1 protein-coding gene is annotated in these 1495 nt (G+C 31.6%); it reads left to right on the plus strand.

From position 1 onward, the window contains the following. Positions 1 to 216: 216 nt before the first annotated feature. Positions 217 to 447: a plasmid recombination protein gene (locus HMPREF3058_RS05000; protein WP_070731178.1), complete on the plus strand. Its 231-nt coding sequence runs from the start codon at positions 217 to 219 to the stop codon at positions 445 to 447. Positions 448 to 1495: the final 1048 nt, after the last annotated feature.

Here is a 1495-nt window from a genome sequence, read left to right on the forward strand (position 1 = left end):
GATAATGCGTATGTCATTTGTTAGCTATAGAACGAAATTCAAAAATATTTTTTGAATGCAGTGAGGTCCTCGCCAGAGCTCGATATACTCTCATTGTAAAACAGCTTCGTATTTTTGAGACGTCACTTTGAGAGTACCCGTCATTATCCATCAGAGAAGTATTGTTGAAAGTAGAGAACCACAAGCAAATCAAAACCTTCAAAGAGGTGGCTTGAATTGAAGTTAGCTTGGAATGCGCAGAAGAATAAAATGAGTGATGTTAAAGGTAAAGAAATGGAACAAGAGAATGCTGTTTCCGCCAAAGTACAAATGGACAAAATAGTGCCACATATGCACCCTTATTTTATTCCTTTGAATCGCCGAACAGTTAATGAAATACATGACGAATTAACAGACTATCTATGCCAGCATAGCTTTGATGTTGAACGTGGACAAACGAAAAAGTAATTGTTGATAGGTATCAACTATTGATACGATGAAAAATCATATTCAATGACAACAATTTGGAATTTCGTAAAGCAAAATTACTTCTTAAAAAATTGGTAATGCTGTCTAAATATAATAATATTTTTTGTAAGGATTTCGTAAAAATGTATACCAAATGGCTCCATTTTTATATCTCCATTCGGTAGCCATTTTTAATTTTTGGGATCTATTCAGTATCTTTTTAGTATACATTCGGTCTCCATATAACAAATTTCAGCGCATAAAAAGGAATCCTATTTGACACTGTCAAATCAATGTTTTCAACAAAAATGGCTACCGAATGGAGATATTTTGTGCAGGATTTCTCTTATGCTCTTTAAAATACATTTAAAATACAAAGTTACATTATACACCTATTTTTCAGGTTTTAGTTTTTTATTGAGAAGAGCAATTGAGATAAAAAATACATTTTTCTTTCTAAAAATGTTTGGAAAGAAATTTTAAAATGATTTATAACCTCTCTGTTGAACAAAAAAAGTTTTTAGGTAATTTTTTTACGTGGAATAATAAAATGTCCTAGAAAGGGCTTAAAATGCAAAATAAAAAGACTACTCAAAAAATGAGTAGTCTGAAGAATAGTTTTTGATGTGTTAAATGAAAAGGAGTACTACATTAATCATATCACATGCATTTATGCCGAGAAAATTTATTGAGCATTGAGAAGAACCCTTAATTAAACTGTTTCGACGAATGTCGGTATAGCGTGAGCTATGAAACCGACGAGTCGACAGTTTTAGGGTTTATTAAGGGTTCAGAGGCTCAATGTCAATAAAGCAATTGGAATAATGCATTAAAGTTATATCACTTATTACTTTTTTAAATAATAAAAACCAACCACAAATGTGGTTGGTTTCCTTTTTGTCTTTTGAATTTGTGAGGGGCAAATTGTCCCGAACTTTTTAATATCTTTTTATAAACCTTTTTAAAACCTTTTTAGACACTATGTGAGCCTTAGAGCGACAATGAATGCGAGATGTTAAAGGCATAGTTTTGCCACATTAAAGGCATA

The sequence above is a fragment of the Staphylococcus sp. HMSC068G11 genome (assembly GCF_001815825.1).
In the GTDB taxonomy this organism is placed as follows: Bacteria; Bacillota; Bacilli; order Staphylococcales; family Staphylococcaceae; genus Staphylococcus; species Staphylococcus epidermidis.